Source organism: Micromonospora sp. NPDC051196 (assembly GCF_040682415.1).
Taxonomy (GTDB): Bacteria; Actinomycetota; Actinomycetes; order Mycobacteriales; family Micromonosporaceae; genus Micromonospora.
On the sequence record NZ_JBFBAY010000002.1, the window covers coordinates 489795 to 514121 of the forward strand.

Consider the following 24327-nt stretch of genomic DNA (forward strand, 5'->3'; position numbering starts at 1 on the left):
GAGGATAGCGCCGCCCGTCGGGATGCTGTCGGCTCAGCCGGGCAGTGCCGCCAGGTCGGCGAGCGTGTCCAGCCGTTGCGCCGCGGTCAGTGTGGCGTACGGCCCGGCAGCGCGGCGGTCGGTCTCCAGCTCGATGGCCCGCCGTTGTGGCCCGTCGGGCAGTTCGACGATGCTCGCGGCGGTGTGCCCGGCGGCGCCCCACGCGTGGGCGTGCGCGTCGGCGCGGTGGTGCCGGAGCGCGCTGAGCCGGTTGAGCAGCAGTACGCCGGCCGGGGTGCCGTCGGGCTCGTACGGGGGAGCGAGCGCGGTGAACGCCGAGCCGCAGCCGGGCCCGCCGTCGGATACCGGGTCGCCTCCCGACGCCAATGCGGCGGCCACCAGGTGACCGGCCGTGGCGGCGAGCCGGAGCACCCGCTCCTCGTGCCCGGCCCAGAGTTCCTCGGCCACCTCGGCGTGCACCTGGTACAGCTCGGCGAGGAAGGCGGCGCCGCGCTCGGTGGCGGCCAGCGTGCCGTCCGGCCGGCGGTGGACCATCCCGTACGCGACGTGCCGGTCCACCGCCCGACGGCAGGCGGCCGGGTCCCGGTACCGGGTGACGGCGGCGAAACCGGGGCCGTCGACCGTGCCGCCGGGTTCGGTCAGTCGGGTACGCAACTCCACCAGGAAACCAGTGGCCGCCTGACCGCCGTACCGCTGGCTCAGTTCGGCCCCACCGCCGTCCTGGCCGGCCTGTACGGCGGCGACGCAGACCCGGTCGACGGCGGGCGCGATCAGCGCGGCGAACCGGTGCGGGGCCAGCCCGACGCTGTCGCTCACGGAGACGTCGACCGCAGCACGGCGAAAGCCCGCTCCGCGATCCGACGGATCAGGCCGTCGTTGACGTGGCGGTGCTCGTCCAGCAGGTCGACGTCGTCGGGCCCGAGCCAGCGGTACTCGGTGTGCTTGCCGGCCTCCAGCACCGGTCTGGCCAGGTCACCGTCGACCCGGACCAACCAGTCGGACTCGATCCGGGCCAGGCCGTCGTCGCCGACGTAGCGGTACTCACCGACCGGGCCGAGGATCTCCGCCACCTGCCAGCCGGTCTCCTCGGTGACCTCCCGACGCAGGGCCTCCTCGACGGTCTCGCCCGGTTCGAGGTGGCCGCCGACGATGTCCCAGCAGTTGGGGAAGAGGCGGCGGTGCGGCGAGCGGCGCTGGAAGAAGAGGCGTCCCTCGGGGTCGACGATCAGCGCTCCGGCGCAGCGCAGCGGCTCGGTGGGCACTCGGAAACAGTAACCGCCCCACCCCACCCGCCCCCACCCCCGCCATGCTCCCCTCCCGCCCTCGGCGATCTTGCACTTTGTGTCTCCCTACAGCGGGCATATGCCCTGAATCGGCGACCGAAACTGCAAGATCGCGGGGGGCGGTGTGGCGGGGGCGGGTAGGGGGTAAGGAATTCCTGCCGGGGTGGTTGAGTACGCCGGCAGGGAGGCCAGGATGCGCGGCGCGGACCGGTTGATCGAGCAGCAGTACGCGATGCTCCTGCGGCGGGACGTGGCCCGCCTGCCCGAGCTGTACGCGTTGGACGGCAGCTACACCATGCCCGGCGTGACGGTACGCCCGACCGAGTTGCCGGCCCTGTTGCGTACCTGGACGGGTGCCTTCCCCGACCTGCGGGTCGACCCACTCGGCGCGGTACGCACGGCCGGCGGTGCGGCGGTCGAGCAGCGTCTCACCGGCACCCACACCGGGGTGCTGCACACCCCGTTCGGCACCGTCGCGCCGACCGGGCGCACCGTCTCCTGGGAGGTGGTGGACATGGTCCGGGTGCGGCGGGGCCGGATCGTCACCTGGCGGTCCTACTTCGACTGGGGGCAGCTGATCACCTCGCTCGGGCTGGAGGTGGCGGGCCTGTCCCGGCACGCACAGTTGGCATCCGTGGCCCCGGCACCGGCCGGCGATCCGGTGCTCGTCGACCGGGAACCGACGTGGCGTGGGGCTGAGGCGGCCTGACCTGCTCCGCCGTCCGGTCAGGTGTCCCGCGCGGTCCGGAGCGACCGAGCTGACCTCACGGTCGAACCGGCTCACCGTCCCCGGTCGGCCGGTTCATCCGACCCGGTGGCTCAAGATGCGGACATTGCCGTGCCGTCCGCGTACGCCCCACCACCGCACGTACGCTGAACAGCCATGACCGCCGAGCAGCTGATCTCCTTCGCCCGTGGCGCGCCTTCGCTGGACATCGTCGATGTCGAAGGGCTCAAGGCCGCCGCCGTCCGCGCGTTCGACGCCGATCCCACCGGGGTGACCGCGTACGGCACCTCCGTCGGCTACCTTCCGTTGCGGAAGTGGATCGCCGAGAAGCACGGGGTCGAGGCCGACCAGGTGTTGATCACCAACGGCTCCCTGCAGGCCGACGCCTTCCTCTTCGACCACCTGGTGCGTCCCGGTGACGCCGTGGTGGTGGAGCGGCCGACCTACGACCGCACCCTGCTCAACCTTCAGCGGATGGGCAGCGAGTTGCACGGGGTCACCATCCAGCCGGACGGTCTGGACACCGCCGAGCTGCGCAAGTTGCTGGAGTCCGGGGTGCGGCCACGGCTGGCGCACGTCATCCCGAACTACCAGAACCCCGCCGGTGTGACCCTCTCCCTGGACAAGCGCCGGGAGCTGCTGGAGCTGGCCGCGGAGTACGGCTTCACGATCTTCGAGGACGACCCGTACGCCGACATCCGGTTCCGTGGCGAGCCACTGCCGTCGATGCTGTCGATGGACACCCGTGGCGTTGTGGTGCACGCCTCCAGCTTCACCAAGACGGTCTGCCCCGGCGTACGGGTGGGCTACCTGGTCGGCCCGGCGGATTTGATCGGTGCCATCGCGAGCAAGGCGACCAGCCTCTACATCTCGCCCGGCATGGTGGCCCAGGCGATCGTGCACCAGTTCTGCGTCTCCGGCGATATCGAGCGGTCGATCGAGACGGTCCGGGCGGCGCTCGGCGAGCGGGCGCGGGTGCTGGCCGAGTCGCTGCGCCGGCACATTCCCGAGGCCCGGTTCGTGGAGCCGGACGGCGGCTACTTCCTCTGGGTCGAGCTGCCGGAGGACGTCGACGTCGAGAAGTTGGCTCCGGCGGCCGCCGAGCGTGGCGTCGCGGTGGTCAAGGGCAGCGACTTCGTCATCGACGGTGGGCGGCATGCGCTCCGCCTGGCGTACTCGGCCGTGACGGCGGATCGCATCGACGAGGGTGTACGGCGGCTGGCCGAGGCCATGGAAGCGGTTCGCGGCTGAAATATCTGTCGGATTCACGACAGTACGGCTAACCCGACCGCTCCAGGACTCCCGCTGGAGCGGTCGGCGGCCCACAATGCTGCGAGCGTCACTCACCTGCGTACTGCGGCCTTTCGGGCTTCGGCCATCGTGAACCGTGCCCGGCGCGAGTCGGCCGTCCGCACGCCCTTGGGTGACGTGGCAGCACAACCCCCGCCCCCACGGCGCCGGGCGGGCCGGATCGCCGCCTCACCCCCCCCGTAGCGGTCCGGTCCGCCCGGCGCCACCCTCGTCGGGCCATCGGAAGCCGCCATGATCGTCATGGCGGCGTACCCTGCAAGCCGCAACCAGGCGTGCGGAGGGGGCGTGATGACCGATCGGATCAGACGAGACCGGAACACTTCCACCGCCGACCACCGGACGACCCCCCTAGACCAGGACCGGGCGCGACTCGCGGACGCCGGCCGGGCGCTACGGCCCCGCAACTGGTCGCCGGTACGGGCCATGACACGTCGACTCAGTCCGGACGGAACGCGGCCCGTGGCGGCCCCGGCCGGTTCGCCGCGCAGCGCGGTGGTGGACTGCGCTCTCTATGTCGACGGTAGGCGCCGGCCCGGCAACTGGAACTTCGCGGAGGCGCTGGCTGCGGCGCGCAGCGAGGAGACCGGCTTCGTGTGGCTGGGGCTGCACGAGCCGGAACTGGCCGAGATGACCGAGATCGCCGCCAGCTACGGGCTGCACGAGTTGGCCGTGGAAGACGCGGTCAAGGCTCAGCAGCGACCGAAGCTGGAGCGCTTCGGTGAGGTCAGCTTCCTGGTGTTGCGTACCGCACGTTACTGCGAGCACACCGAGCTGACCGAGACCTCCGAGGTCGTGGAGACCGGGCAGGTGATGCTCTTCATCGGCCCGCACTTCCTGATCAGTGTCCGGCACGGAGACGCCTGCCGGCTCGCCCCGGTACGCGAGGAACTGGAGAACCGGCAGGAACTGCTCCTGCACGGCCCGTGGGCGGTCGCGTACGCGATCACCGACCGGGTCGTCGACCTCTACCTGGAGGTCGCCGACCAGCTTGAGGACGACATGGACGTGCTGGAGATCGAGGTCTTCGACCGGCAGGCCACCGGCCGGATCCAGCGCATCTACCAGCTGAAACGGGAACTGGTGGAGTTCAAGCGGGCAGTGATGCCGTTGCAGCGTCCGCTGCTCGCGTTGACCACTCAGATGAACCGCGAGGTGCCCAAGGAGGTACGCCGTTACTTCCGTGACGTGCAGGACCACCTCAGTCGCACGGTCGAGCAGGTCAACTCGTACGACGACCTGCTGAACTCGATCCTCCAGGCGCGGCTGGCCCAGGTGACGGTCGACCAGAACAACGACATGCGCAAGATCGCCGCGTGGGCCGCCATCGCCGCCGTCTGGACCGCGATCGCCGGCATCTATGGCATGAACTTCGAGTTCATGCCCGAACTGCGAATGACCTACGGCTACCCCGTGGTCCTGGCCCTGATGCTCACCATCTCCCTGGCCCTCTACCGCTGGTTCCGCCGCAACGACTGGCTCTAACCCCCTCCCCGCCCTTCTCCCCGCCGATCTTGCAGTTCTGGTCGCGGATTCGTGGCTTACACCCGTTATGCACCGACACAAAGTGCAAGATCGACGGGGAGAAAGGGGGCGGGGTGGGCGGGTGGGTTAGGGGCGGCCGTTGGAGGTGGTGGGGGACTTGTTGACGGCCTTGGTGAGGTCGTCGGCGGGGCGGCCGGTGGTGGTGCGGGCGCCCTCGGCGACCGAGGGGACCTTGTCGGTCGGGGTGGGCTTGGGCGAGGTGGCGGTCTTGGTGGTGGAGGCGCTGTCGCCGCTGGCCACCGCGGAGCTGCCCGCGCCGGTCGAGGCCTTGCCGGCGCCGGCCGGTCCGGTCGTACGCACCTCGATGGTCTCCACCTCCTCGCGCATCGGCTCAAGTGCCGCGCCCGCGTCGTACTCGGCCCACACCTGCTGTTCCCGGTAGCGCCGCAGGGCCATCGCGCCGGCCAACCCGGCGACCGTGCCGGCGGCGAGCAGGCCGATCATGGTGCTCCGGCGGGACTTCTTCTTCGACTTCATGTTCTTCGCCTTGACCTTCCTGGTGGCCGCAGCCTGCTTGGTGGCGACGGCCTTCTTTCCGGCAGCAGCCTTGCCGGCTGCTTCGGCCTGCGCCTGCCGCATGGCCAGGGTCAGCGGTGCGAGTGCCGCAGCCGTCGTCGCCAGGCCGCTAGACGCGCGGTCCCGGATCATGACGGTGGCTGGCGTCACGGCACTGCGGGCCGCCTGGACCCGTGGACCGACCGTGGCGCCGGCGCCCCGCGCCGCGTGCGTGGCGGCCTGCCGCAGGTGACCAACGCCGCGGTTCAGTTCGGCCCTGGCCAGTTGCCCCTGGGTCTTGCGCCGCGCGAATCCAAACACGTTCCCACCTCCTGGGAGTTGTCCTCTCTCATCCTCCACCTTCGGATGCCTCCGCATGTCCAGATCGGGCACATGGGAGGATCCGCAAGGAACTGACCAACGAGTGAGGAGTACCCGTGGCCGAGGCTGTCTACGCCACCTTGCACACCAACGCCGGCCCGATCCGGCTGGAGCTTTTCCCCCACCACGCGCCGAAGACCGTCCGCAACTTCGTCGAGCTGGCCGAGGGCACGCGCGAATACACCGACCCGCGGACCGGCAAGCCGGGCAGCGGTCCGTACTACGACGGCACCATCTCGCACCGGGTGATCAGCGGGTTCATGGTCCAGATGGGTGACCCGACCGGCACCGGTCGCGGCGGCCCGGGCTACAACTTCGCCGACGAGTTCCACCCCGAGCTGCGCTTCGACCGGCCGTACCTGTTGGCGATGGCGAACGCCGGGCCCGGCACCAACGGCTCGCAGTTCTTCATCACCGTCTCGCCGACGCCGCACCTGAACAACCGGCACACCATCTTCGGTCAGGTGGCCGACGAGCAGTCCGCGAAGGTCGTCGACTCGATCGCCAACACCCCCACCGGCCCGAGCGACCGACCGCTTCAGGACGTCGTGATCGAGCGGGTGGAGATCGAGCGTCAGGGCGCCTGACCCGTACGTCGTCCGGCCGTGTCCGCCGCCCGGGCCTGGGTGTGGCGGCCACGGAGGATCCGGCCGGGGTGCGGCCCGACCCGTCGCTGCGGCGGATCAAGGTACCTTTGCTCGCATGACTGAGCGCTCGGGCACCTGGGGCCTGCGGTGAGTGAGTCCGCGCCGACCACCCCGGCCTGTTACCGCCATCCCGGGCGGGAGACGTACGTCCGATGCACCCGGTGCGACCGGTCGATCTGCCCGGACTGCATGCGCGAGGCGTCCGTCGGATTCCAGTGCCCGGAATGTGTGGCGCAGGGGCGTCGCAGCGTACGGCCGGCGCGTACCGCCTTCGGTGGCGGTGCCGCCGGCCGACACGGCTACGTGACCAAGGCACTGATCGCGATCAACGTGCTGGCCATGCTGGTGTCGATCGCCTCCGACCGGGGTGGGGACGCGGCGGCCGGTGGCACGGGCTTCGGCGGCCTGATGGGTGGCAGCACCCCGCTGACCGAGTGGGGTGCCGTGCTGGGCCGGGCGATGTTCCTGGACGGCAGCATCGGCGGGGTCGCCGAGGGCCAGTGGTATCGCCTGGTCACCGCGATGTTCCTGCACTACGGCGTACTGCACCTGCTGCTCAACATGTGGGCGCTCTGGGTGCTGGGCCGATCGCTGGAGGCGGTGCTCGGTCCGCTGCGTTTTGCCGCGCTCTACTTCATCGCCGGCTTCGGCGGCAACGTCGCGGTCTACCTGTTCAGCCCGCCGAACCAGATGTCGGCCGGCGCGTCCACCGCCATCTTCGGCCTCTTCGCGGCGATCTTCGTGATCATGCGGCGGCTCGGCCGGGACACCTCGGCGATCCTGCCGATCCTGGTGATCAACTTGATCTTCACGTTCACCGTGCCGCAGATCTCGATCGCCGGTCACCTGGGCGGCCTGGTGTTCGGCGCGCTCATGGCCCTGGTGCTGGCCTACGCCCCGAGATCACATCGGACGCTGGTGCAGGCAGCGGGCGGAACGGTGATCATGGTGTTGCTGCTCGGTGCGGCCCTGATCCGCACGGTCGCCCTGCTCGCCTGATCCGCCCTGCTCGCCTGACGCCCGGCCGGTCCGCCGAGCCGGTCATGCCCGGTCCGGGTCGGTGGGCTCCGGGCGGGCGGCGGCCAGGGCGTCGGCGACGTCCTCCGGGTCGGCGCCGAGATCCAGCCGGCTGAACAGGTGCAGCGAATCGCTGGTGTCGATCTCCAGCGCCGGGCCGGCGAAGCCGCGTCCGGGTCGGCGCTGGACCCGGATGGTTTCCACCGCGGACCAGGGCAGGTGCCGCCGACCCGTCCAGCCCGCCGGCACGGTGATCCCGTTCGGGTCCACCGCCAGCCGTACCGGCGCGATCACGTCTCGGATGCCCCAGCCGGCGAGGAGCGCGGCGCCCAGCGCGCCGAGCACCGGCCGGAGCAGGTCGCCCTCGGCGAGCAGGATTCCCAGGGCGAGAACGCCGGCCGCCGCGACGAGCTTGAGCACCGGTAGGGCCGGGGGTGTCCGCCACTGCCTCGTGGTCGTCTCGATTGGCACGCGACCAGCATGCCAGCGCGGGCGGACGTCCGGGGCGTGGGCGTAGGATCGAAGCAGCCCAAGTTACCGGGGAGTACATATGAGTGACGCGGTCATCGTCGGTGCGGTGCGTACCCCGGTCGGGCGGCGCAAGGGCAGCCTGGCCACGGTGCATCCGGTGGATCTGTCGGCGCACGTGCTGCGGGCCCTCGTCGGGCGGACCGGGATCGATCCGGCTCAGGTCGACGACGTGGTGTGGGGCTGTGTCTCCCAGGTCGGCGAGCAGTCCTGGAACGTCGCGCGCAATGCCGTGCTCGCCGCTGGCTGGCCCGAATCGGTGCCCGGCACCACGCTGGACCGGCAGTGCGGCTCCAGCCAGCAGGCCCTGCACTTCGCCGCCGCCACCGTGCTCTCCGGTCAGGCCGACCTGGTCGTCGCCGGCGGTGTGGAGTCGATGACCCGGGTGCCGATGGGCTCCAGCGTGGCCGGCGGGCAGCCGTTCAGCGAGCAGATCCTGGCCCGCTACCGGGGCGTGGAGGGCGTCGCCGAGGGTTCACCGCTGCCGTTCAACCAGGGCGTCGGCGCGGAGTTGATCGCCGAGCGCTGGCGGCTGTCCCGTACCCAGCTTGACGAGTTCGCCCTGGCCAGCCACGAGAAGGCCGCCGCCGCCCAGGACGCGGGAGCGTTCGAGGGTGAGCTTGCCCCGGTCGCGCTGGCCGACGGTGGCAAGTTCGCGGCGGACGAGGGCGTGCGCCGGGACACCTCCCTGGAGAAGTTGGGTGAGTTGCCCACCCCGTTCCGCCCGGACGGGGTGGTCACCGCCGGTTCGGCCTCGCAGATCTCCGACGGCGCCGCCGCGCTCGCCGTCACCACCAGCGAGTGGGCCAGCCGCCACGGCCTGCGACCGCTGGCCAGGATCCACACCGCCGTGGTCGCCGCCGACGACCCGGTCGCCATGCTCACCGCGCCCATTCCAGCCACCGCGAAGGCCCTGCGCCGCGCGGGGCTGGGCATCGAGGAGATCGGGGTGTACGAGGTGAACGAGGCGTTCGCCCCGGTGCCCCTGGCCTGGTTGGCGGAGACCGAGGCGGACCCGGAGCGGCTCAACCCGCGCGGCGGGGCCATCGCGCTCGGGCATCCGCTCGGCGGATCCGGCGCCCGGATCATGACCACCATGCTGGCGCACATGCGTGACAACGGCATCCGTTACGGCCTACAGACGATGTGCGAGGGCGGCGGAATGGCCAACGCGACCATCGTCGAACTGCTCTGACCTGCACTCTGCGAACTGGGGGAACTGTTGGTCAACGTGCCGGACTGACCGGCGCCGTTCACCCCGGCGTGAGCCGAGCGTTCGTAACGTGGAATTTGCAAAAAGCAGTTGCGTGAGCCACGTCACCCGCATGACCAGGGTCGTTGGAAGGTCATGGACGTCTTCTCCCGAACGTTCCTTCCTGCCGCCGCCGAAGCCGGGCTGGCGGTGCAGACCGCCACCCGGCACATGCCGGTGTTCCGTCGCTGCGTCGGCTCCAGCGACGCCACCGTCCTGGTCACCCGGTGCAGCCGGCCGGATCGGCCGATGTCCGGGGAGTATCTTCTCCTGCTCACCCACCGGCGGCTCGTGATCACTCGGCAGACCCGGGTGCTGCATCGGCTGCAACTGCATCTCAACACCGAGCTGCGCGAGCTGAGCCACGTCACCTGGAGCCCCGACCCTCGGCTGCACTCCGTCGAGCTGGCCGCCACTGCCATCGACGGCATCCGCGAACGCTTCCTGATCCGTACCCAGCGCCCGAAGCAGGTGTGGCAGTTCGACGCGCTGCTCAACCACGCCTTCCGCACCCGGGTACGCAGCACCCGGCCCCGGATCCTGGCGACCGTGGCGGAGGCGTCCGCCGTCCGTCCGACCGCGTTCCACACTGTCGTGGCCCACTGATCGTCGCTGAGCACCCGAACGGCGAGGCGGTGGGTGCTCACCCACCGCCTCGCCGTCGATGCAGGTCCCGCGCTAGTAGACGCGAGACCCGATGAAGTCGTCGTGCCCGTACCCCACGGGTTGAGCGAACGACCGCGACGCGAACGACCACTGCTGCCGGGAACTGCTGGAGCAGTTCGCCAGCCGCAGCCGGGGCGTACCCAGCAGCGGGTTGTCGAAGGCCAGGCAGAGGTTGCTGTTGCCGGCGGCCCGGATCTGGTTGCCGGAGAACACGAACTTCTGGTTGTTGCCGCCGTGGCAGTTGTAGATGTTGACAGGCGTGCCGGAGGTCAACGAGCCGCCGGAGACGTCCAGGCATCGGTCGTGGGAAAGTTCGGAGTGCAGTGACTGCCGGGTCGGGTCGTACCAGAAGCCCTGGTTACGGCCGCCGTGGCAGCGGTACGACTGCTGGACGGTGCTGTTGCGCGAGTCGTATCCCTTGCCGTCCACACAGGTGCCGGTGGCGGCGTTGCGCAGCTGCTTGAACTCCAGCAGGCCGGGGTAGACCACGCCGTTGCCGGTGCTGGCCGGGTCGACGCAGGTGCCCTGTCGCTGCCCGGAGGCGTAGAACTGGGTGATGCACTGGGCGAACATGCCGTGGCCCCGGTAGTTCGGGTGGAACGACTGGCGGGCCGCGTTCTCGTCCCAGACGCCCAGCTCGATGTAGAGGCCGCGCACGGAGGTGCTGTCGGTGCACACCTCGTGGCCGTGGAACAGTCGGCTGCCGTCGAGGTAGCGGGTGTCGGTGTTGGCCGCCGCCGCCCGTAGCGCCGACTCGAACAGCGGCACCGCCTTGTTGCGGGCGAACGCGGCGTCGGCCAGGTAGAGCAGGCAGCCGCCGGCGTACCAACCGGGGAAGTTGGGGTTGTCCTCCACGTCGGGGCTGGCCGGGCTGGAGTACGACATCAGCACCAACTCGTAGTCGGAGCTGAGGTAGCCGGCGCCGGTCATGGTCGCGCGGATGTCGGTCAGCGCGTCCTCGACGGCTCGCCGGCTGCCGTCGGTGCGTACCGCCCACTGGTCGGTGTAGGTGGGCCAGCAGGGGCCCTGGAACAGCACTCGGCGTAGCGCGCAGTCGGTGGCGACCGGGCCGAACTGGATCGTGCCGTCGCCGTTGGCGCCGACCACCACCCAGATCAGTTTGATGTTCGTGTTGCGCGCCTTGATGGCGAGGTGGTCGCCCTGGTTCAGCTCGTTGTGCTGGGTCGGGCCGCCCGCGATCAGGTTCCACGGGGTGGCTCCCGAGCAGGCGATGTTGTAACGCTCGTCGGCGGCGATGCCGGTACGGAACACGGCCTGGTCGTACGAGCGGTCACACCAGTTGCCCGGCTGGTGGGTGCCGGGCACGTAGTTGCCCACCCCCTCGCCGGAGATTTGGCTGTCGCCCATCGTGATCAGTGCGGTGCGGCGCTGGTCGAGCGGGCGGACGCCGGGCGCTCCGTAAAGCTTGGTGGCCTCGGCGGCGCGGATCGTTTCGAGGTGGGCGGGGAGTGGCTGGACGGCGGGGCGGTCGGCCGCGGCGGCTGGTGCGGCCGGCCCGGCCAACATCGGCAGGACGAGAGCGGTGGCGAGGACGGCGACCTGGGCGAGTCGCCGCCGAGGCGTCCGTTCACGCCTGGCAGGGGTACCAGACATCGACGCGCTCCTTTCGGTTCGATCGCGGGACGTCGATCGAATTACCGGACGGTAACGCGCGTGATGCAGCTATGTGAATACGTCTCGGGATACTTGCGCGCAGCGTCGAACCGGGCCAATGGGGCAGGTGCTCAGCGGCCGGGCAGCGCGTAGCCGACGTAACTGCGGAACTCGAACTGCCAGCCGTCCGGCACCAGATCCGCGCAGAGGGTCCGGCTGCCGACGCAGACGATCGCGTCCACCGACGTCGGATCGGCCGCCGGGCGGTCGTCCAACACCGACTGGAGCGCGACCAACTCGGGCGACCGACCGGCCTCGTCACGCAGCAACAACCACCACGGATACTCCCAGTCGTCGTTGCGCTGTGACAGGCCGATCCGGCGGGCCTCGGCGGCGCGTACCGCGTCGGCGGCCCACCGGTACTCCTCCGCCCACTGTGGCCGCCGCAGGAAACGCAGATCCCACTCGGCGGTGGTGAAGACCGAGCCCGAGCCGACCAGACGGCGGGGGAAGCCGTACGACACCGCCAGCATGCCGGCCAGCGCACAGGTCGCCAACACCGCCGCGACGAGGGTCGTGGCGATCGGCCGGCGTCCGTCCGCAGCGCGTCCAGTTGTGCCGGTGACCCGTCCGGCGCGACGCAGCAGTGCGTCCAACCAGAGCCCGGCCAGCGGCACCGCCACCGCCACCGCGTAGAGCAGCAGCCGGTTCCCCCAGGGCTGCCATTTGATCATCGTGGTGTGCAGCAGCACCGCGACGACGACCACCAGGCCGTACGCCCGCAACGCTCCGGCGGACCCGGGGCTGATCCGGGCCGGTCGGCGTACCGCCGCCGCGACAGCGAGCAGCGCCATTACCCCGGCCAGTGGGAAGGCCACCCGATCCTCGTCCGGATACCAGGACGGTTCCGGAAAACTCTCCCGCCCGAAGGTGATGTCCCGGTCCTGCGGATCGACACCGACCAGTCCGGCCACGCCGATGATCGCCTCGGCGGTGACCTGACGGAGCGGGGCCAGCGGGGTGTCCAACGCGGTGTGCCCGATGCGCAGCGCGTTGACCAGCACCGACGGTGGGTCGTGTCGCTCCATCGGCACGGACTTGCGCAGCCGGTCCGGGCCGAGCGGATGGCCGAACTCGGCGTACACCCGCCCCAGGAAGGGGCCGACCACCGTGGCCGCGACCACCAGGATCAGCATCGACGCACCGACGGTACGGGCGAGGCCACCGGCCGGGATCCGCCGTCGACCCGCCGACCGGGCCAGGTACGCCAGGCGCAACTGGCCGAGCCCCCAGAGCACCAGCAGCGGCCCCACCGCGAGCAGACCACTGGTCTTGGTCACCGCCACCAGGCCGGTGGCCGCCCCCAGGGCGAGCAGGTCACCGAGGCCGGCGCGGCGCCGCAGGCCGTCCAGGGCGAGAGTGGCGGCGCAGACCACCCAGGCGGCGCAGACCAGGTCGGTCTGGGTGCTGGTGGCCTGTAGCGCCACCATCGGCGTGGTGGCCAGCACGAACGCGGTCAACAGCTGGGCCCGTCGACCCCCGCCCAACTGGGCGGTCAGCCGGGTCACCACCAGCAGCGCGCCCAGCCCGGCGGCCCACTGGACGAGGTTGTGAAGCGCGTCCGAACCGGTGAACAACCGCAGATGCAGCAGCAGGTACTCGGCGCCCGGCGGGATGGTCACCTGACGATGGATCGCGGTGGCCCAGAAGGTCAGGTCACCCTGCGCCACCCAACGTTCCACCTTGGGCAGGTGATAGGTCTGCGAGTCGAAGTTGTTCGGTGCGGCCAGCAGCGCGATCAGCAGCTCGACCAGGACCAGGGCACCGACGGTGCCGGCGAGCAGTCGTTCGCCCCGACCCGCCGTACGCCAGAAACCGGTGACCACCGACCGGTAGCCGGCCGGACCGCCCGCGCCCGGCGTGGGCTTCGCCAGGGCCAGGGCCGGTACCGGCGCGGTGGGTCCGATGTCGGTGGCCGGTGCGGTGCCCAGCGGTGCCGGTGCGCCCGACATGGCGGCGACCAGGGCGGGCGGCGATGCGGCGGGTCGGCCGACGGAAACCGGAAGGGACACCCCCGTCGCGGAGTGCGTCGACACATCCCGCCGGTGTGCCCGATCGTGGCGCCGTCGCCACCCGGCCGCCGCCATGCAACTGGCCACGAAGATCAGCCAGGTCACGGCGAACGCCGGTAGTGTCAGCAGTCGTAGCGCGCCCAGCACCTCGACGGTCAACACGGCGAACGCGCCGGTGGCCAGGGCCGCCCGGATCACCGCGAGCCGGCGGGGCGCGACGCCGTCCACCGCCCGTGGCCGTAACGCCACGGTGAGCGCGACGATGGCGGCGACAGGGGCCAGGACGAGCGGAAAGCCGGCGGCCGACATGGCCGGAAGTAAACACCATCAGCCTGAATACCTGACGCCGGCTCGCCATCGGCAGTCGCCACCACAGTGCTGAGCTGCCAGGCTAGGCTATGGCCGACACACTGCCGCCCTCGTGGAGATTCCCGTGAAGCTGTCGATCCTCATGCCGGTCTACAACGAGGAAGAACGCATCGGGGACGCCCTTAAGCAGGCGTTGGCCGTGGAATATCCGTGCGAGATCGAACTCGTGGTGGTCGATGACGGCAGCCGCGACGGCACCGGAGAAATCCTCGGCCGTGCCGACGACGCCCGGCTGCGCGTGATCACGCACCAGCGCAACGCGGGCAAGGGCGCGGCGATCCGCACGGCGGTCGCCTCCGCCGAGGGTGAGTACATGGTCATCCTCGACGCCGACCTGGAGTACGACCCGCAGGACATCCCCAAACTGCTCGCCCCGGTGCTCGACGGTCGGGCCACCGTCGTCTACGGCAACCGCACCTTCGGCAGCCACAGCGCCTACAGCTTCTGGTATGTGATGGGCAACAAAGGCGTCACCATGGCGGCCAATGTGCTGTTCAACTCCTACATCGGCGACCTGGAAACCTGTTTCAAGCTGATGCCGATCGCGCTCTACCGTTCGCTGGACGTCCGCTCCCGAGGCTTCGGCATGGAGGCCGAGGTGACCGGCAAGCTGCTGCGTCGCCGCATCCGGCCGTACGAGGTGCCGATCAGCTACCGGGCCCGGGGCCGGGAGGAAGGCAAGAAGATCACCTGGCGGGACGGGGTCGAGGCGCTCTGGATTCTCGGTCGCGAGCGCACTCGCCGCCGTCCCACCGCCGTCAAGTCCTAGATCGAAGCCATGGCCGGCGTGAGGAAGCCGGTCAGCGAGCGACGCAACCCGGCCGGATCCAGCCCGTGCCAGCGCAGATGATCCTCCGCCGAACCGTAGCGGCGCAGCTCATCCCGTCCGACTCCGAGCGCGAGCAGCCGGTGCGGCCGATCCGCCAACGCCGCCGAGACCACGCGGGCCGAAGTCCCCGCCAGGTAGGGCTCGACCAGAATCACCTCCGTGCCGGCGAGCGCCCGCAGGCCGGCGACGTCGAACGGTCGCGGCCGGTGGGTGTACGCGACCGTGACCGGCAGGTCCGCAGCAGCGGCCAGCGCCGCGTCCAACATCGGACCGACGGCGACCAGCAGGGCGGCGCCGGGGCCCGCATCCCGCACCACCACCAACTCCCCGGCATCGGCGTACGGCCGGGCGTTGCCCAGCGTCGACAGCCGCAGGTACGCCGACGTGTCGGCGGCCACCGTCGCGCGCAGCAGCCCGGACACCTCGGCCGGGTGCCCCGGCACGTGCACGGTCCAGTCGGAGAGGGTGTCGAACAGCGCGACGTCGGCCGGACTGAAGTGGGTTCGACCGGACTCCGCCCGGTCGAACGAGGCGCCGACACTGACCAGCACCGCGCTCGCCGCCTGGTGGTCGAGGTCGAGCTTGATCTGCTCGTACGCCCGCTCCACCAGGAACGGCGCGTAGCTGTGCACGATCGGGCGCAACCCGGTCAGCGCCAGTCCGCCGGCCACCCCCAGCATCAACTGCTCCCGGATGCCGACGTTGATCAGCCGGTCGGGATGACGCACGGCGGCCGAGGCGAACGAGGCGGCGGAGATGTCGGCGAGCACCAGCGCGGTACGCGGACTCTCCGCCAGCAGGGCGGTGGTGGTGTCGACGAAACAGTCCCGCATGCTCAGTTCCGCTACCGTGCTCAACTCGTTCATGCCTGCTCTCCGTTGTTGACGACCGCGACGACGACGTGCGGTCGGTGACCGTGGTGGCCGGTCAGGGCCGTGTGCAGGGCGTCCTGGTCGTGCCCGTCGACGGTGGCGGCGGTCCACCCGTTGACGGTGAAGCGGGTGGCCACCCCGCCCGGCCAGCCGTACGTGGCGGAGGAGTTGTCGACCACGATCGCGGTCAGGTTGGCCAGGCCGACGGCACCGGCGTACGCGATCGCCTCATGGTTCGAGCCCTCGTCCAGTTCGGCGTCGCCGAGCAGCACGTACACCCGGGGGTCGAGCAGGCCCTGGGCGCGCAGGCCGAGCGCGCTGCCGACGGCCAGGCCGAGACCGTGCCCGAGCGAACCAGAACCGATCTCCACCCCCGGCACCAGCGTCCGATCCGGGTGGTCACCGAGCCGGCTGTCCGGCCCACCCTGGTCATCCAGCCAGTCGGGCGGGATGAAGCCCTTCGCGGCCAGCACCGCGTAGTAGCCGGCCACCGCATGCCCCTTGGAGAGCAGGAAACGGTCCCGGTCGGGGTCGTCGACGGTCGCCGGAGCGATCCGCAGGACGCGGTCGTAGAGCACCCACAGCACGTCGAGGGTCGAGTAGACGTTCGGGCCGAATTCGCGGCCGGCACGGACCCGTTCCAACAGCCCGGCTACCGGATGCCGACCGTCGAGAGGTGCGGCCGCCTCGGCGACCTGGGTGGTGATGGTGGCTAGTGAGGACATGCGACTAGCCTGCAAGTTGAAGCGAGGTTCAACTCAAGGCGAAAGTGATGCACGAAGCACTCACCATCGGTCAACTCGCCGCCCGCAGTGGGGTGGCCCAGTCCGCGCTGCGCTACTACGAGCGGCTCGGGCTGATCCGGGCCGACCGCACCGGCGGCAACCAGCGCCGGTACCACCGTGGCGAACTGCGCCGGGTCGCCTTCATCCGGATCGCCCAGCAGGTCGGCATCTCGCTGGAGGAGATCAGATCCGCACTGGACTCACTGCCCGCCTCGCGTACGCCCACCGCCGATGACTGGGCGCAACTGTCGGCCGCCTGGCGGGACCGCTTGGACGAGAAGATCAGGCTGTTGAACCGGCTCCGCGACGACCTCGACGGCTGCATCGGCTGCGGTTGCCTGTCCCTGAGTCGCTGCGCCCTCTACAACCCGGGCGACGAACTGGCCGGTGAAGGGCCGGGAGCGCGGCTGACCCTGCCCCGCTGAAGCTCAACCGACGGTCAGCAGCACCTTGCCGACGTGGTCGCTCGACTCGACCAGACGGTGCGCCTCGGCCGCCGCGCTGATCGGCAACCGCCGGTCGACCACCGGCCGTACCCGACCCGCCTCGACCAACGGCCAGACCTGCTCGCGTACCCCGCGGACGATGGCGCTCTTCTGCGCCGACGGACGGGACCGCAGCGCCGTCGCGGCGACGGTGCCACGCTTGGCCAGCAGCGCGGCAAGATCCAGCTCACCCTTGCGCCCGCCCTGCATGCCGATCGTCACGAGCCGCCCGTCGAACGCCAGGGCGGCGACATTACGGCCCAGGTACGACGCGCCCATGATGTCGAGGATGACGTCCGCGCCCCCGCCGGAGGTGATCTTGCGGACCTCCTCCACGAAGTCCTGCTCCCGATAGTCGATCAGATGGGCGGCGCCCAACGCCCGCAGTCGATCGTGTTTCGCAGCCCGGGCGGTCGCGACCACCGTCGCACCCAATGCCGTACCCAACTGGATCGCGAACGTGCCGATCCCGCTGCCGCCGCCGTGCACCAGCAGCGTCTCGCTCGGCGCCAGCCGAGCCAGCTGGACCACGTTGGACCAGACCGTCGACGCCACCTCCGGCAACGCCGCAGCGTCCACCAGATCAACCCCATCCGGTACGGGCAGCAACTGCCCCGCCGGTACGGCCACCCGCTCGGCGTACCCGCCACCGGCCAGCAGCGCGCAGACCTCCTGCCCCACCACCCAGCCGCTCACCTCGGAGCCGACGGCGCTGATCACGCCCGAGCACTCCAGCCCGAGATACTCCGAGGCACCCGGTGGCGGCGGGTAGTGCCCCTGCCGCTGCAACAGGTCGGCCCGGTTGACGGCGGTCGCCCGCACGTCGACCAGCACCTCACCCGGCCCCGGCTGCGGGTCGGGCACCTCGTTCCAGCTCAGCACCTCCGGCCCACCAGGCTCGGACACAATGATCGCGCGCATGCCCCCAGTCTTACCCGATGCGCCCGTACTCCACCTCACGGTCCTCACCTGGTACCACGTACGAAGGGTGAGTGATCATGACGAAACGGGTAGCTCCCCCCGCTCGGCGCTGTGCCGGGCGTGGCAGACTAAGCACGGCCGCGCGGCGCGCGGTCCGGGAGGGTTCGCCTAGTGGCCGATGGCGCTGGTCTTGAAAACCGGTAAGGCAGCGATGTCTTCGTGGGTTCGAATCCCACACCCTCCGCTCACCTGGACAGCAAAAACGCCCCCTGACCAGCGCGAACGCTGATCAGGGGGCGCATTTATAGATGGTGAATCAGTCTCACTTTGTCTCGCCCGATGCCGCCGTGTCTCACTGGTCGTGTCGTTTACGTGTCGGCGGGCCGTCGGCTGGTCGTTGGCGGCTCGCGGTCGACAACCGCACCCACAACGCCGTCCTTCGATCCATGCGATGCCTCGGAGAACGCGGCTTCGCGATCCTCGTCGGCCGCTGGCGAACCCTGCGTCACAGCACAGCCAGCCCACGACAGGTCGGCGACATCGTCCGCGCCGCTCTCCACCTCACCCATTTCGAATACCGCTACCTACCGGATTCTTGTTGAGATCACGTCACTGAGGTCGTCTCTCTGCTATGCCCGAAGGGCGGCCTGAGGGGGCGGGACCATCTTCTCGTAGCCAGGACCGCGCCGACGGCACACCTCGCCTGGGACACTGTGGAATCAGGCAAGGCGACGGGGATCTGACTTCGGTACGCGCGAGACGGGCGGTTGGCCATTCACCGGGTAGCTCGGTACCAAACGACCGTGAGGTGTCGCACCGAATCCTCATCTGGTAGTAACGGTTCAGCACCAAGCAGTAACGGTCCGCGATGGAAGGTGCCGTGATGCCCTCGAAGCGACACCGCCTCGCCCAGCGGCGGAAAACGGTCGGCCACACCCAGGAGAGCCTGGCGGAAAAACTCGGCGTCGACCGGACGACGGTCGTCCGTTGGGAGCGTGGCGAGTCGGAGCCTCAGCCGTGGGTACGACCGAGGCTCGCCGACGCACTCGGGGTACTGCCGGATGAGCTAAGCGGGTTGCTCGCCGATGTTGGAGTTGCCGAGACCTCGGGCGCGGGCGTGCAGCCAAGGCGAGGGCTGCCTGTCGCCGATGCCTACGTAGGTTCCTCCGCTAGCAGACATGGTCCGGCACAGCAGGCGCCACAGGAGGCTCACCTGCACTTCGTGCAGTCGCTGCGCATGGCTGACCGAAGAGTCGGTGGTGGTCACCTGTATGCCGCCGTCAGCGCCTACCTCGCTGGTGGAATCGACCACGAACGAGCCGTCGACGCCGAGCAGGAACTGAGACCGCTACTCGCGGCTGCCGCCTCACTCAACGAGATGGCGGGCTGGATGGCGCATGACGCCGCTGCCACCGCTCAAGCTCGCCGGCATCTCAGCGAAGCACTTCTCCTGGCCACACAGAGCAGCGATCGACAACTCCTCGCACAGGTATGCGCCAGCCTGAGCCATCTCGCCAGCCATCACGGCGATGCAAGCCATGCACTATCCCACGCCCGGAACGGCTTGGAACATCTTCGATACGCGCCCTCGCACGGTCGGCTCCAGGCCCGACTCCTGGCGATGCAGGCGCGCGGCTTCGCCGTCGCTGGCCAACCACTCGAAGCCACGCGGGCACTCGCCGACGCGGAGGCAGCGCTTCACGGACCGATCACCGTGGCATCCGAGTGGCTGAGCCCATTCGACTCCACCTCCTTCGCCATTGAGGCTGCCCGCTGCTTCCTTCGCATTGGTGACCTGTCGGAGGCACACCGCCGGCTACAGGATGCCCTGGCATCTCGCTCAGCCGACAGGATCAGGAGCACGGCGTTCGCGCAGCTCATGCTGGTCACCGTGCTCATCGGCAAGGAGCGGATAGACGAGGCGTGCGCGCTGACCAGCCAGACTCTCGACGAGATCACGAGCCTCGGATCAAGCATGATTCTTGATCATCTTGTACACACATCCATACTGCTGCGGTCACAGGCCAAGACGTACGTCGAGATTCCGGCGCTCGTTGAGCGACTCCAGCAGGCGATTCTAGAGCGATCATGGATCGGTACGATGGGCGCGCTACGGGTAGGAGCAGCCGGTGCCGGAAGACTCGACGGCGGATGACCGTCCACTCTACGAACGAGACCCCGGCGCATGGCACGCCCACCTAGCCGAGGGCAACGCCAAGCAGCCCCGCAAGCGGGTCGGCGCAGACGTCCTGATCAGAAACGAGCAAGGCCACGTACTGCTCGTCAATCCCCGTTACAAGCCGGACTGGGACCTTCCCGGCGGCATGGCCGAGGCCAACGAACCGCCGCACCTCGCCGCCCAACGCGAACTGCGCGAGGAACTTGGTATCGAGCTGAGCGTCGGGCGGCTGCTGGTCGTGGACTGGGTAGCCCCACACGGCCCGTGGGACGACAGCCTGATGTTCGTTTTCGACGGCGGGTCACTTCGCAGTGGCGAAGTCGCGAACCTACGGTTGGCCGACGGGGAGTTGCTTGCCTTCACGTTCAGCCCGTTAGACGAGGCCAAGGAACTGTTACGGCCATACGTCTGGCATCGCCTTGCGAGCGCAATCAGCACTCCTGCCACCGAATGCCGATACCTTCTGGGAGGCCTCACCTCACGGCAGTAGCAGACCTACAAGCAGCTCCTACCAACTGACCATCAAGAGGCCAACGTGAATACGTCGAGGTCCTCTCTGCCGCGCACAGCGAGGGCGGACGTTACCTAATCTGTCCAAGATCTTGCACTCAGGGCGGGGCGTGATAGCTCTAACGCCAGGGTCGCAGTCAACCTGTGCGTCAAGATCAGGGAGTCCGAGAACGTCGACCGGCACGGCGGGCAAGATTCGGACGGAGTGCGGTGTGCTGTCTCCGTGTCGTGCGATGGGCAAAATTCCGTACCGCCGCAGGTCAGCGGCTTGGTCGGCGTGGTCTTGAGAACCGGTAAGGCGGCGATGTCTTCGTGGGTTCGAATCCCACACCCTCCGCTCGCTGGGCTGACACAGCGTGGGTTTGACGAATGGCGTCGGGTCACAGGGTATGAAGGGGGCGGCAGAACGCCACCTGCATCGGAAGGACCTGACTCGATGACCCTGGAACGTCCCATCGCCCCGGACCCGTACGAGCTGCTGCCGACGGTCGCCTCGTTCACGCTGACCAGTCAGGACGTCCAGAACGGTGAGCCGATGGACGCGGCTCATGCGCACGGCAGCACCGGCGGCGGAAACGTGTCGCCGCAGCTGGCCTGGTCGGGCTTCCCGGCCGAGACCAAGGGTTTCGTGGTGACCTGCTTCGACCCGGACGCGCCGACCGGTAGCGGATTCTGGCACTGGGTGCTGGTGAACCTGCCGGCCGACGTCACCGAGTTGCCACGGGGAGCCTCCGGAGACGACCTGCGCGGCGGGTTCACCGTCCGCAACGACTACGGCGAGCAGGGCTTCGGCGGTGCGGCTCCGCCGCCCGGCGACCGTCCGCACCGGTACGTCTTCGCGGTGCACGCGCTCGATGTGGAGCGGCTCGACGTGACTCCGGACGCCACCCCGGCGTACGTCGGCTTCAATCTGACCTTCCACACCCTCGCTCGCGCCACCCTCCGTCCTACCTACCAGATCAACCCGTAACCTCACCGCGAACACCAACAAAGTTGATCAAGAGGTTTGCGTCAACATCCAGCCGGATATTGACGCAAACCTCTTGATCAACATGGGGTAGGGAAGGTCAGGCGGGGGTGCGGGCCACGGCGAAGACGGACTGGCCGAAGGGCGGGCGGACGACCTGCTCGGCGGCCTTGGTCGCCGGGAGCACCAGGGTGTCGTAGACCTTCACCATCGGCCCCTCCTTCGGCATCAGGCGGAACACCTTGGTGGCCATGAAGTAGCCGATCAGGCCGAGCGCGTTCGCGTAGTGGATCGTCTCGACGCGCAGACCCGCCTCGGTCATCGCCGCCGACAGGGTCTTCTTCGTGTAGCGGCGGACGTGGCCGGTGGCGATGTCGGCGGGGCTCATCGCGAACTGGAAGGCCGGCACGATGATGACCACGGCTCCACCCGGCCGGACCAGCTCGCCCATGCTGCGTAGCGCGCCGACATGGTCCTCGATGTGCTCCAGCACGTTGTACGACACAGCCGCGCTGTAGTCGCCCTGCTCGGAGTGCGGCAGGAGCATCTGGCGTACCTCGATGTTGGGCCGATCGGAGAGGCGTTCCTTGAGCGCGACCAGGCGGTCCGGATCGGCTTCGGTGGCGGTGAACCGGGGGAAGTGCTCAGCCCACTCCAGCGCGTAGTCGCCGAGACCGCTACCGATCTCGATCGGGTTCTCGCCGAGGTAGGGCACAGCCAACTCGACGAACCAGCGTCGGTGGTTGACCGCGGTAGCGAGGCCCTCCAGGACCTCGGACTGCACGCGCTGATCCCCAGTGATTTCTGCCATGCGTCGATTCCTCACGATACGACTCGACCGCGCCAGGACCGACTGAGTGAACCATCCGCCCGGTTGGCGGAATTATCGGGGCCCGGGACAGCCGAATTGGTCGGGGGTAGGTGCACGATCGGTGGTGGTCAGCAAACTTGGCAGATGTTACGCCAGTGTCCCGAAGCCCGCACGACGGCCTGATTGACCGACTACGCTGCGAATTGTTATGACTACTCCTGAATCGGGCCGCCCTGTCGAGGAGTCCGGGGCGGGAGAGTCGCCGGCCGGACTGGTGGAAGCCGGTCGTACCAGCAGGTCAGGGCGGTGGAAGGACGCCGCCGCCGTGGCGAGCTTCGGGTTGCTGGCCTTCTGGGTGACGGCTCGAATGTGGTGGAATCCGACACACGGCATTCGGGATAACAAGACAGATATGGCGCAATTCGAGTGGATGATGGCGCACGGTGCCCGAGTGGTGACGGAGTTCGCCTATCCCTTCTCGTCGGATCGCATGAATGTCCCCGAATCCGTCAATCTCGTCGCAAATACCTCGGTCTTGTCTGTTTCGGTGCCAATGACGCCGATCACCCTGCTGTTCGGCACCCGCAGCGCGTTCCTCGTCTTCCTCGCGCTGGGCATGGTCGCCACGGCGACCGCGTGGTACTTCCTGCTGTCCCGAGTGCTCGTCGGCGTACGCGGCCCGGCCTGGCTGGGCGCGACCTTCTGCGCGTACGCCCCGGCGATGATCTCGCACGCCAACGCGCACCCGAACATCGTGTCGCAGTACGTGGTACCCCTGATCATCTGGCGTACGGTGCGGCTGGCCGACGCGGGGCGCTGGCTGCGCAACGGTCTCCTGCTCGCGGCGGTGATCGTCTGGCAGGCCTTCCTGAACCTGGAGATCCTGCTGATGACCGCGATCGGTCTCGGCGTGGTGATCGTGGCACTGGCCCTCGGCCGGCCCGAACTACGCGGCCGGACCCGCACGTTGCTGGCCGGGCTCGGTGTCGCCGCGGCGGCTTCCGCTGTACTGTTGGCGTACCCGCTCTACGTCCAGTTCTTCGGTCCGGGCGCCTACAAAGGGCTGTCCTGGCTGATCCGGGGCTACTCCACCGACCTGGCCTCGTTCGTCGCGTACGCCCGGGAATCGCTGGCCGGCGACGCGCGTAGCGCGAACGGCCTGGCCAAGAACCCCACCGAGGAGAACTCGTTCTTCGGCTGGCCGCTGGTAATCCTGGTGGCGGCGCTGGTCTGGTGGCTGCGGCGCAACGTGGTGGTGATCGCGTTGGCCGCGCTGGGCCTGCTCTTCGCGGTGCTCTCACTCGGCCGGGAGATCCGCTTCGAGAGAGAGGGGACCGGCATTCCGGCGCCGTGGGCGGTGCTGGAGGACCTTCCGGTGCTGCACTCGGTGGTGCCGACCCGCTGGGCGTTGGCGATCACTCCGATCATCGGGCTGCTGCTCGCCTACGGCGCCGCGCGGGCTCATGAGCTGGCGGCGCGGTATCCGGCCCGGCGCTCGCAGATTCGCTTCGGCACGGTGACCGTACTGGCGATGGCGCTGGTTCCGGTACTGCCCACCCCGCTGCCGACCAAGCGCCTCGAGCCGACTCCGGAGTTCGTCACCTCCGGTGCCTGGCGTCCCTACCTGGCGGGCGGGCGCAGCCTGGTCACCCTGCCGCTGCCGGACACCGAGTACGCGGACCCGCTGCGCTGGTCCGCCCAGACCCGGCTGGCGATGCCGATCGCCCGCGGCTACTTCCTCGGCCCGGACACCCGCCCCGGCAAGGACCGGATCGCGTTGTTCGGCGCACCGCCGCGCCCGACCAGTAGCTTCTTCGCCACCGTTCGGCGCAGCGGTGAGGTGCCGCCGGTCACCGCTCAGGATCGCCGGGAGGCGGTCGAGGATCTGCGCTACTGGCGGGCCGGCGCGGTGGTCCTCGCCCCACAGGAGAGCGCGGACGCGCTGCGTCAGGCGATGACCGCGTTGACCGGCATCGAGCCGGTGCACACCGGGGGTGTGTGGCTGTGGGACGTCCGGCCGCTGACCGGCTGAGAGCGCGAGTGGGCCGGTGGGCCGGTGGGCCG

24 protein-coding genes and 2 tRNA genes are annotated in these 24327 nt (G+C 69.6%); 15 read left to right on the plus strand and 11 right to left on the minus strand.

The genetic code is table 11. The features are described from left to right. Positions 1-33: 33 nt before the first annotated feature. Complete coding sequence (locus AB0M35_RS08085) at positions 34-816, minus strand: hypothetical protein (RefSeq protein WP_363742910.1); 783 nt, start codon at positions 814-816, stop codon at positions 34-36. Continuing rightward, positions 813-1262, minus strand: a complete 450-nt coding sequence (locus AB0M35_RS08090) for an NUDIX domain-containing protein (protein WP_363742913.1) — start codon at positions 1260-1262, stop codon at positions 813-815. The genes AB0M35_RS08085 and AB0M35_RS08090 overlap by 4 nt, the downstream gene beginning before the upstream one ends. Before the next feature lie 214 nt (positions 1263-1476). On the opposite strand from AB0M35_RS08090, the gene AB0M35_RS08095 reads away from it, so the two are divergent. The 3 genes from AB0M35_RS08095 to corA all read left to right on the plus strand — a co-directional run bounded on the left by AB0M35_RS08095 (position 1477) and on the right by corA (position 4803). Next, positions 1477-1992 (plus strand): ester cyclase, encoded by a 516-nt coding sequence (locus tag AB0M35_RS08095; protein ID WP_363742915.1) that lies wholly within the window; start codon positions 1477-1479, stop codon positions 1990-1992. A 174-nt stretch (positions 1993-2166) separates the two neighbouring features. Beyond that, the gene (locus AB0M35_RS08100) at positions 2167-3261 is read left to right on the plus strand and encodes a PLP-dependent aminotransferase family protein (protein ID WP_363742917.1); all 1095 of its coding nucleotides are present in this window, start codon (positions 2167-2169) and stop codon (positions 3259-3261) included. A gap of 483 nt (positions 3262-3744) precedes the next feature. Then, positions 3745-4803 carry a magnesium/cobalt transporter CorA gene (gene corA, locus AB0M35_RS08105; protein WP_363743052.1) on the plus strand — a complete coding sequence of 353 codons (1059 nt, stop codon included), beginning with the start codon at positions 3745-3747 and terminating at the stop codon, positions 4801-4803. 126 nt (positions 4804-4929) lie between these two features. Here corA and AB0M35_RS08110 read toward each other — a convergent pair whose 3' ends face one another. Continuing rightward, a complete protein-coding gene (locus tag AB0M35_RS08110; protein WP_363742920.1) occupies positions 4930-5736 on the minus strand; it encodes a hypothetical protein in 807 nt (268 codons plus the stop codon). Between the two features lie 59 nt (positions 5737-5795). On the opposite strand from AB0M35_RS08110, the gene AB0M35_RS08115 reads away from it, so the two are divergent. Next, on the plus strand, positions 5796-6326 hold the full coding sequence (locus tag AB0M35_RS08115; RefSeq protein WP_363742921.1) for a peptidylprolyl isomerase: 531 nt from the start codon (positions 5796-5798) through the stop codon (positions 6324-6326). Between the two features lie 147 nt (positions 6327-6473). Further along, positions 6474-7385 carry a rhomboid family intramembrane serine protease gene (locus tag AB0M35_RS08120; RefSeq protein WP_363742923.1) on the plus strand — a complete coding sequence of 304 codons (912 nt, stop codon included), beginning with the start codon at positions 6474-6476 and terminating at the stop codon, positions 7383-7385. A gap of 42 nt (positions 7386-7427) precedes the next feature. Here the strand turns inward: AB0M35_RS08120 and AB0M35_RS08125 are convergent, their stop codons facing one another. Next, the gene (locus tag AB0M35_RS08125; protein ID WP_363743054.1) at positions 7428-7868 is read right to left on the minus strand and encodes a PH domain-containing protein; all 441 of its coding nucleotides are present in this window, start codon (positions 7866-7868) and stop codon (positions 7428-7430) included. An 85-nt stretch (positions 7869-7953) separates the two neighbouring features. On the opposite strand from AB0M35_RS08125, the gene AB0M35_RS08130 reads away from it, so the two are divergent. Continuing rightward, the gene (locus tag AB0M35_RS08130) at positions 7954-9126 is read left to right on the plus strand and encodes an acetyl-CoA C-acyltransferase (protein ID WP_363742925.1); all 1173 of its coding nucleotides are present in this window, start codon (positions 7954-7956) and stop codon (positions 9124-9126) included. A 153-nt stretch (positions 9127-9279) separates the two neighbouring features. After that, on the plus strand, positions 9280-9789 hold the full coding sequence (locus AB0M35_RS08135; protein ID WP_363742927.1) for a hypothetical protein: 510 nt from the start codon (positions 9280-9282) through the stop codon (positions 9787-9789). Between the two features lie 72 nt (positions 9790-9861). Here the strand turns inward: AB0M35_RS08135 and AB0M35_RS08140 are convergent, their stop codons facing one another. Together AB0M35_RS08140 and AB0M35_RS08145 are read right to left on the minus strand one after the other, a co-directional pair. Continuing rightward, positions 9862-11463 (minus strand): ricin-type beta-trefoil lectin domain protein, encoded by a 1602-nt coding sequence (locus AB0M35_RS08140; RefSeq protein ID WP_363742929.1) that lies wholly within the window; start codon positions 11461-11463, stop codon positions 9862-9864. A gap of 131 nt (positions 11464-11594) precedes the next feature. Next, positions 11595-13844 (minus strand): hypothetical protein, encoded by a 2250-nt coding sequence (locus AB0M35_RS08145; protein ID WP_363742931.1) that lies wholly within the window; start codon positions 13842-13844, stop codon positions 11595-11597. Positions 13845-13968: 124 nt separating this feature from the next. On the opposite strand from AB0M35_RS08145, the gene AB0M35_RS08150 reads away from it, so the two are divergent. Then, positions 13969-14673 carry a glycosyltransferase family 2 protein gene (locus AB0M35_RS08150; protein ID WP_363742933.1) on the plus strand — a complete coding sequence of 235 codons (705 nt, stop codon included), beginning with the start codon at positions 13969-13971 and terminating at the stop codon, positions 14671-14673. Here AB0M35_RS08150 and AB0M35_RS08155 read toward each other — a convergent pair. Both AB0M35_RS08155 and AB0M35_RS08160 read right to left on the minus strand, forming a co-directional pair. Further along, positions 14670-15566, minus strand: a complete 897-nt coding sequence (locus tag AB0M35_RS08155) for a transketolase (RefSeq protein WP_363743056.1) — start codon at positions 15564-15566, stop codon at positions 14670-14672. The genes AB0M35_RS08150 and AB0M35_RS08155 overlap by 4 nt on opposite strands. A 29-nt stretch (positions 15567-15595) precedes the next feature. Continuing rightward, positions 15596-16330, minus strand: coding sequence for a transketolase (locus AB0M35_RS08160; protein ID WP_363742934.1), 735 nt, complete (start codon positions 16328-16330; stop codon positions 15596-15598). 47 nt (positions 16331-16377) lie between these two features. Between AB0M35_RS08160 and soxR the strand changes: the two genes are divergently transcribed. Next, on the plus strand, positions 16378-16815 hold the full coding sequence (gene soxR / locus AB0M35_RS08165) for a redox-sensitive transcriptional activator SoxR (protein ID WP_363742936.1): 438 nt from the start codon (positions 16378-16380) through the stop codon (positions 16813-16815). A gap of 3 nt (positions 16816-16818) precedes the next feature. Here the strand turns inward: soxR and AB0M35_RS08170 are convergent, their stop codons facing one another. Then, positions 16819-17796, minus strand: a complete 978-nt coding sequence (locus AB0M35_RS08170) for an NAD(P)H-quinone oxidoreductase (protein ID WP_363742938.1) — start codon at positions 17794-17796, stop codon at positions 16819-16821. Positions 17797-17953: 157 nt separating this feature from the next. On the opposite strand from AB0M35_RS08170, the gene AB0M35_RS08175 reads away from it, so the two are divergent. Continuing rightward, positions 17954-18040 (plus strand) — tRNA-Ser (locus AB0M35_RS08175). A 124-nt stretch (positions 18041-18164) separates the two neighbouring features. On the opposite strand, the gene AB0M35_RS08180 is transcribed toward AB0M35_RS08175, so the two are convergent. Next, positions 18165-18365 carry a hypothetical protein gene (locus AB0M35_RS08180; protein ID WP_363742940.1) on the minus strand — a complete coding sequence of 67 codons (201 nt, stop codon included), beginning with the start codon at positions 18363-18365 and terminating at the stop codon, positions 18165-18167. Positions 18366-18679: 314 nt separating this feature from the next. On the opposite strand from AB0M35_RS08180, the gene AB0M35_RS08185 reads away from it, so the two are divergent. The 4 genes from AB0M35_RS08185 (at position 18680) to AB0M35_RS08200 (ending at position 21455) form a co-directional block, all read left to right on the plus strand. Then, a complete protein-coding gene (locus AB0M35_RS08185; RefSeq protein ID WP_363742942.1) occupies positions 18680-19951 on the plus strand; it encodes a helix-turn-helix transcriptional regulator in 1272 nt (423 codons plus the stop codon). Then, complete coding sequence (locus AB0M35_RS08190) at positions 19926-20465, plus strand: NUDIX hydrolase (protein ID WP_363742945.1); 540 nt, start codon at positions 19926-19928, stop codon at positions 20463-20465. Before AB0M35_RS08185 ends, AB0M35_RS08190 begins: the two co-directional genes overlap by 26 nt. Positions 20466-20742: 277 nt before the next feature. Next, positions 20743-20819: transfer RNA gene (locus AB0M35_RS08195), tRNA-Ser, on the plus strand. Between the two features lie 102 nt (positions 20820-20921). Continuing rightward, the gene (locus AB0M35_RS08200; protein WP_363742947.1) at positions 20922-21455 is read left to right on the plus strand and encodes a YbhB/YbcL family Raf kinase inhibitor-like protein; all 534 of its coding nucleotides are present in this window, start codon (positions 20922-20924) and stop codon (positions 21453-21455) included. Between the two features lie 97 nt (positions 21456-21552). Here the strand turns inward: AB0M35_RS08200 and AB0M35_RS08205 are convergent, their stop codons facing one another. After that, positions 21553-22263, minus strand: coding sequence for a class I SAM-dependent methyltransferase (locus tag AB0M35_RS08205; RefSeq protein WP_363742950.1), 711 nt, complete (start codon positions 22261-22263; stop codon positions 21553-21555). 367 nt (positions 22264-22630) lie between these two features. Between AB0M35_RS08205 and AB0M35_RS08210 the strand changes: the two genes are divergently transcribed. Beyond that, on the plus strand, positions 22631-24295 hold the full coding sequence (locus AB0M35_RS08210; protein ID WP_363743059.1) for a hypothetical protein: 1665 nt from the start codon (positions 22631-22633) through the stop codon (positions 24293-24295). Positions 24296-24327: the final 32 nt, after the last annotated feature.